Source organism: Proteus sp. G2669 (genome assembly GCF_009915245.1).
Classification (GTDB): Bacteria; Pseudomonadota; Gammaproteobacteria; order Enterobacterales; family Enterobacteriaceae; genus Proteus.
This window is the reverse complement of the sequence record NZ_JAABLX010000049.1, coordinates 1-5,638: the sequence shown is the minus strand read 5'-3', so window position 1 is coordinate 5,638 and position 5,638 is coordinate 1. Positions and strand designations below refer to the sequence as shown.

At 34.5% G+C, this 5,638-nt stretch carries 7 protein-coding genes and 4 pseudogenes; all 11 read right to left on the bottom strand.

Annotated elements, in window-relative coordinates:
* Positions 1-549, bottom strand: a 549-nt coding sequence (locus GWI68_RS13960; protein ID WP_243733401.1) for an RHS repeat domain-containing protein, incomplete at its 3' end; no start/stop codon positions are given.
* Positions 545-687 (bottom strand): annotated as a pseudogene (locus tag GWI68_RS13955) (IS3 family transposase); the annotation flags it as partial. The pseudogene GWI68_RS13955 and the gene GWI68_RS13960, both read right to left, overlap by 5 nt.
* Positions 688-889: 202 nt before the next feature.
* On the bottom strand, positions 890-1,294 hold the full coding sequence (locus GWI68_RS13950; protein WP_166540684.1) for a hypothetical protein: 405 nt from the start codon (positions 1,292-1,294) through the stop codon (positions 890-892).
* Between the two features lie 353 nt (positions 1,295-1,647).
* Positions 1,648-2,124, bottom strand: a pseudogene (locus GWI68_RS13945) (RHS repeat-associated core domain-containing protein); the annotation flags it as partial.
* Positions 2,125-2,537: 413 nt separating this feature from the next.
* Entirely contained in the window at positions 2,538-3,002 is a 465-nt protein-coding gene (locus GWI68_RS13940) for an SMI1/KNR4 family protein (protein ID WP_166540683.1), read from the bottom strand.
* Positions 3,003-3,016: 14 nt separating this feature from the next.
* Positions 3,017-3,418 (bottom strand): HNH endonuclease, encoded by a 402-nt coding sequence (locus GWI68_RS20480; protein ID WP_243733400.1) that lies wholly within the window; start codon positions 3,416-3,418, stop codon positions 3,017-3,019.
* Positions 3,407-3,523, bottom strand: a pseudogene (locus GWI68_RS20590) (RHS repeat-associated core domain-containing protein); the annotation flags it as partial. The pseudogene GWI68_RS20590 and the gene GWI68_RS20480, both read right to left, overlap by 12 nt.
* 21 nt (positions 3,524-3,544) lie before the next feature.
* A complete protein-coding gene (locus GWI68_RS13935) occupies positions 3,545-4,009 on the bottom strand; it encodes an RHS domain-containing protein (protein ID WP_243733399.1) in 465 nt (154 codons plus the stop codon).
* A gap of 180 nt (positions 4,010-4,189) precedes the next feature.
* Complete coding sequence (locus GWI68_RS13930; protein WP_166540682.1) at positions 4,190-4,843, bottom strand: hypothetical protein; 654 nt, start codon at positions 4,841-4,843, stop codon at positions 4,190-4,192.
* Positions 4,844-4,857: 14 nt separating this feature from the next.
* Positions 4,858-5,238, bottom strand: a complete 381-nt coding sequence (locus GWI68_RS20470; RefSeq protein ID WP_243733403.1) for a hypothetical protein — start codon at positions 5,236-5,238, stop codon at positions 4,858-4,860.
* Positions 5,215-5,638, bottom strand: a pseudogene (locus GWI68_RS20465) (RHS repeat-associated core domain-containing protein); the annotation flags it as partial. The gene GWI68_RS20470 and the pseudogene GWI68_RS20465, both read right to left, overlap by 24 nt.

Sequence of the window (5,638 nt, the reverse complement as noted above, 5' to 3'; positions counted from 1 at the left end):
CTGAATTTGAGCGTCATAAGCGGGTGTGCCATCGGCATAAATTGGGGTTTCTTGCACCATCTGATAGCCAGAGCACAGGTAATCAATACGCTGAATACGTTTATTTTTAAAGGGTGAATTGGGCGGTGAAATAGGGCGATTATTGACCACCTTGCTTTTACTGAGTCGTCGCCCAAAGGCATCGTAAGTGTAGCGCCAGCATTCTCCTTCAGGATTAAAACAGGCAATAAGTTGATTAAGCGTATTCCATTGGTAATACCATGTTTTTGCCCGGAAACCGTGCTGATGAACCACTTTTTGCGTTAATCGACCATTAATGTCGTAGTGATAATCTTGATAACCTTTGGCGATGATACGGCGAGTGACACGGCCTTTTTGTTGCTGTTGTGCCAGTTGTAAAAAGGCACCTTGTGTATCAGATGGAATAAACTGATGCTCTGTGATATTGAGATTGTTATCGTACTGAAACTTTTCACTTTGACGTTCAAACTGGTTGCTGTATTGGGTTACTAAAATGTAGGAACGAAAGTAGAGAATAAAATCAACCATGTTTACGAAGCCATATTAAAACGGTAGAACAGCTTTGTATGCCATATCGATATTGGGCTTGTTTACATAGGTGAGTTCATTTTTTCCTATTTGGTTAAAAACCGATAATTTTAAAGAAAGTAAATAATCATGTTGAATTCATTTAGTATTTTTTTAATTGCATTCTCTAATTTTAGATTGGAAAAGTATCAACCTTATTTAGAACAGGTCAATAGATTATAAAAAAACAATTTGATTAATTTAGGCTTCAAATAAAAGTATTACTTAGGGAAATAAAAATTTCCCTATTTTAGGAGAAATAAGATCAGTTTGGTGATAAGGTGCTTAAATATGATCTTTATTATTTACAGCACTGTAATGCGGATATAGCTCCATTTAGACAATATTGTAAATTATCTTTATCAGTTAATAACGTATAACCAATACCGTCATCTGGCAATATTAATTTATTTTCCAATGAGTTATTAATAAGTTTTATCATTGATTTAAGTTGTACTTTGTCACCTCCAGAATAAATATCTAATAATGGTGGCCATTCAATTTTTTTATTTTGGTATTCAATGTTTCCAACGAAATTAGAATAAGAGTAATACATATCATCAATAGAAGAATAATCTTTAAAATATGATATGTTAAAATCATTATTACCAACAATACCATATTCAATGAATAGAGTTGCTTTTTTTGAATTTATCTCAATGTAAGTATATGGTGTTGATAAATTTAAATATTTATTGATGCTCATAAAATTTCCTAGTTTTTAATTAAAATCGCAGCCTTAGTACCATCATGAAATAATATATTATAGTGTGCATGTGTATCATGAATTTTATTCCCTGGCATATTATGAACAATATCAGAAAATGGATTGTGTGTATTATATGTATCTCCTCTGTATGTGCCTCTTTTTTGTTTCCATAAAGAACTCAAACCACTTTCTTTCGGAAATGTAGATGGAATTGGTAGAATATCATGCTGTGGTTTTAGTTCGGGCATAAAATTCAGTAACTCTCTCGCCTCGTTAGCGTCTTTTACATAAATATCTTTTCCACTTTTGAGTTCATTAATTTGTTTTTGTTGTTTTGGTGTCGGTTTACAGCTTAACCCAAACGGATCAACCCACCCCGTTGGACAATGCACATACCCATACGGATTAAAGCCACCTAATAATCCGATAGGGTCTGGTGAAATATATTGCCCTGTGTCCTTATCATAGTAGCGAAAGCGATTGTAATACAAGCCACTTTCTTTATCTTCATATTGACCCGCAAAACGAAAATGGCATTCGGTATATTCAGGGTCATTATCGACATAATCATCATGAGATTGCCAAAAGGCCATTTGTCCCCAGGTATTTAAACGTCCTGCCCAGCTGACAATGCCTTTTTCGCTAAAGATTTCGCGTGGTGTACCTTGATGGTCAGTGACGACATAATGCAGTTTTCCACGTTGATAACGAGCTGTTGGAGTAATTTCGCCGGGTTGATAGAGCCACTGAATTTGAGCATCATAAGCCGGTGTGCCATCAGCATAAACTGGCGTTTCTTGCACCATTTGGTCGCTAGACCACAGGTAATCAAGCACACCAACACCATTAACCAAACAATTAAAGGTAAAGGATAGTTACCACGGTTAAGACGAATTCTAAGTAAAACCGAGTGATAAATACCTCTCTCCAAAAAAACAGAGTGTTATTACACCATGGGCTATGCTCTGAGTGGCAGCAAAACCAGCCCACTGCCGGCAATCCACTTAACAGGATATTGATTAAAAGATGCAGGCTTTGAGACGGGTTTCACGTCTGCAGTGAAAATTTTAAACGGCTGTTTGGTACTAATCCCGGACAGCGAGGATATCCGGACGATTAAGCAGCAAAATCAGCAGCAACAAACCCAGATCGCCGCATTTAAGTTTAAGGTTAAAGCGCTGATCGGGGAGTGATAATCATTGTAAATGAGATAGGATATCTTTTAATAATATCCTATCTTTTATTTATATGATGACAAAATCATTTCGAAAAAAACTTCAAATTTTTCACATATCTTATAAACATTAATTCTTCCATCTACACTATCAGAATGAATCTCAGCACGATCCCAATAATACACACCACTACTTGCACCTTCAGTCACCAAAAAATAGAAGTTATCCCCTGGGTCCGAACCAATTAAAAATGAATACTCTATGGACTCCAGCTCAGATAAATACTCATCATTTATATATTCCAAGCAAAAGTTTTCATTTTCAGAACCCACACTAAAGAGTGAATCAAAAGAGATAAACCCATCATCAACATTTTTAAAAGGCAAATCACAGTAATTAGGAGATGTTACTCTATATCCATTATAATTAGATAAAAACAACCTATAATCCACAGGAAGCTTAAGACCATATTTACCTTCAATAACAGCAAGTTCCTTATCACTCAAACCATCAAAATAAACTATAGCCATAATACCACCTATTGTTAGCAACCTTTCTTAATTATAGATGCACCACCTCGATGCGTGAACCTACTATTAATTTTCTTTGGTACTTCTTGCATAGTGACTGTATTTTCATGATGATGCCATGTATTAACATCATAGTTCGCCGGACTACTTACCAATTTATCAGCCTTTCCAAAATCACCACTAGGAGATTTACTATGATTTCCTTTCAAATCTGTAACGTCGACACTCTGGACAACATAAGGCGAAAAATCCGGATATCCATTTGGATAGCGAACTTTATTTCCCTCCCAATCGACATAAACCCATACTTTAGAATTAATTTCCAGGTAAACGGTTCCACCTTTATTTGTCCAGTTAATAATATCAGGTGAGTTTAATGGTTTATTAGACCAACCCCATGGGTCAACCCACGTCAACGGATTTGGTGCATACTGGTACAGATTTAACCCACCAGCTAACCCTATCGGGTCATGCTGGGTAAATCGACCAATATCAGGATCATAATAGCGAAAGGTATTATAGTGTAAACCTGAATACTCGTATCATCCTGATACTCGCCCTACGGGCCAGCGTAAATGCTGTTCAAATTTGTTCCCGACAAATTTGTCTCTATCGAGATATTGCCCCTGAAAACGTAAGTTTTGATCACGATTTTGGGGATAATAATGAAACTCTCCTAATTCAATTTCTGTTTTACCCCAAGAGGTGAAGCGAGCTTGCCATTGAATATCACCGTTACCATCAACTAACGCATCAGGTGAACCATTAGGCTGACAATGAAAATAAAAAACAGTTTGTTTATTTTTTAATGTATCAACGCGCGCTAAGGGAGAGTAACTGCCCACATCTTCATAGATATAGAGCATGTCAATGCCGTGTCGATATTCGCTTAATAATCGCAAGCCTTCCCATAAAAAGGTAGTCGTACCACAAGTGTGTGCTTTTAAAGGTAAACGTTGTTGTGCTTGTGGTAGTTGCAGAGAGAATGATGAAGTACGGTGTTTCAAACAGTATTTTGTATAATAGGAATAATGCTAATATTTATTTTTTGTAAATTTTAATGTGAAATATAGATATATTTAAGCTGTTTAGATAAGAGATATCATCTATTTTATTTTTTATAAATAAATATCATGTTCCCGATTTAAATCAGCTAGTTATAAAAATAACCAGCTGATTATTAAAGCTTATAAGTATTGTATGAAGAAAAAACCAGCATTAGATGTCTTATTTGTGTTCTTTATTTTATAATCTAAGAAAATATATCCCATACCATCGTTAAATATATTTTCATATGCTTTATTGAAATTTTTTAGATCCGTTTCATTTATTTGTGTTATAAAGTGATATCTGGAATTTATATTTATTTGATCTTGTAACCAAGCTGGTCTTCCAAATTGTTTGGAAATTTCAATACCATTTATTTCATCTTCTATTTCTTCTTTGAGTTCATCGCTTGATAAGCTTTTCAAATTAATAAATCCTTTAGGTAAAGCAAATTCATTAGGGATAATCAATTCATTAGTTCCCTTCCGATGAATTAATACTTTAGCACTTAATTTTTTTATATCAATATTATCAATATTTAGATTTAAAGAAATATCTCTAAAGTAATTTATGGAAAATATATTTTTTTTAGGTAAAGGTAAAAATACAGTTATCATCATATGATCTGGAAAAGTATTTGTTGGAAAAAATTTTTTTTCCAAGCTAATAAAAGGAAACATTGGTCGTTTATTATTATCCATAGGCCAATCTGCTATATTTTCTAGGTATGCTCCACCACCAATATAGCCTATTTTATGATCTACACTGTCTATAGTAATTTTATTAAATCCCATTAGATATACCTTATTTAATAACAACCTTTAGATTTTGCATATCTTTTTGCTGTTCTCAATTGTTGTTGTGAAATTATATTGGTATCAACAAGTGATAGTTGTATAGCTTTAGACATTAGTTTTATTTCTAATCTAGCTGAACTAAGCATATCATTTACACCTAATTTCATAGCTTTACGTAATGTATTTTCAGCCGCATGAACCCAATCATGATGTTCAGGTGTTAATGCTATTGATGGATTTCCTTTAACTCTTCTTCCTGTACCAATACCTGAGATTTGGAAATATTTATTTCTAATTATCTCATGAGCCTCTAGTCCATCTCGGGCATGAAGTTTAGAACCATATCCAGCAACTTCACCTTCTTTTAATAATCCCCAAGGATCAACCCACACTAATCCATTGGGGGCATATTGATACAGATTTAACCCACCAGCTAACCCTATCGGGTCATGCTGGGTAAATCGACCAATATCAGGATCATAATAGCGAAAGGTATTATAGTGTAAACCTGAATACTCGTATCATCCTGATACTCGCCCTACGGGCCAGCGTAAATGCTGTTCAAATTTGTTCCCGACAAATTTGTCTCTATCGAGATATTGCCCCTGAAAACGTAAGTTTTGATCACGATTTTGGGGATAATAATGAAACTCTCCTAATTCAATTTCTGTTTTACCCCAAGAGGTGAAGCGAGCTTGCCATTGAATATCACCGTTACCATCAACTAAGGCATCAGGTGAACCATTAGGCTGACAATGAAAATAAAAAACAGTTTGTTTATTTTTTAATGTA

What these genes read in the sequence shown, in the direction of transcription:
- GWI68_RS13950 (WP_166540684.1), bottom strand. Translation starts at nt 1,294, where the DNA reads ATGAGCATCAATAAATATTTAAATTTATCAACACCATATACTTACATT.
- GWI68_RS13940 (WP_166540683.1), bottom strand. Translation starts at nt 3,002, where the DNA reads ATGGCTATAGTTTATTTTGATGGTTTGAGTGATAAGGAACTTGCTGTT.
- GWI68_RS13930 (WP_166540682.1), bottom strand. Translation starts at nt 4,843, where the DNA reads ATGGGATTTAATAAAATTACTATAGACAGTGTAGATCATAAAATAGGC.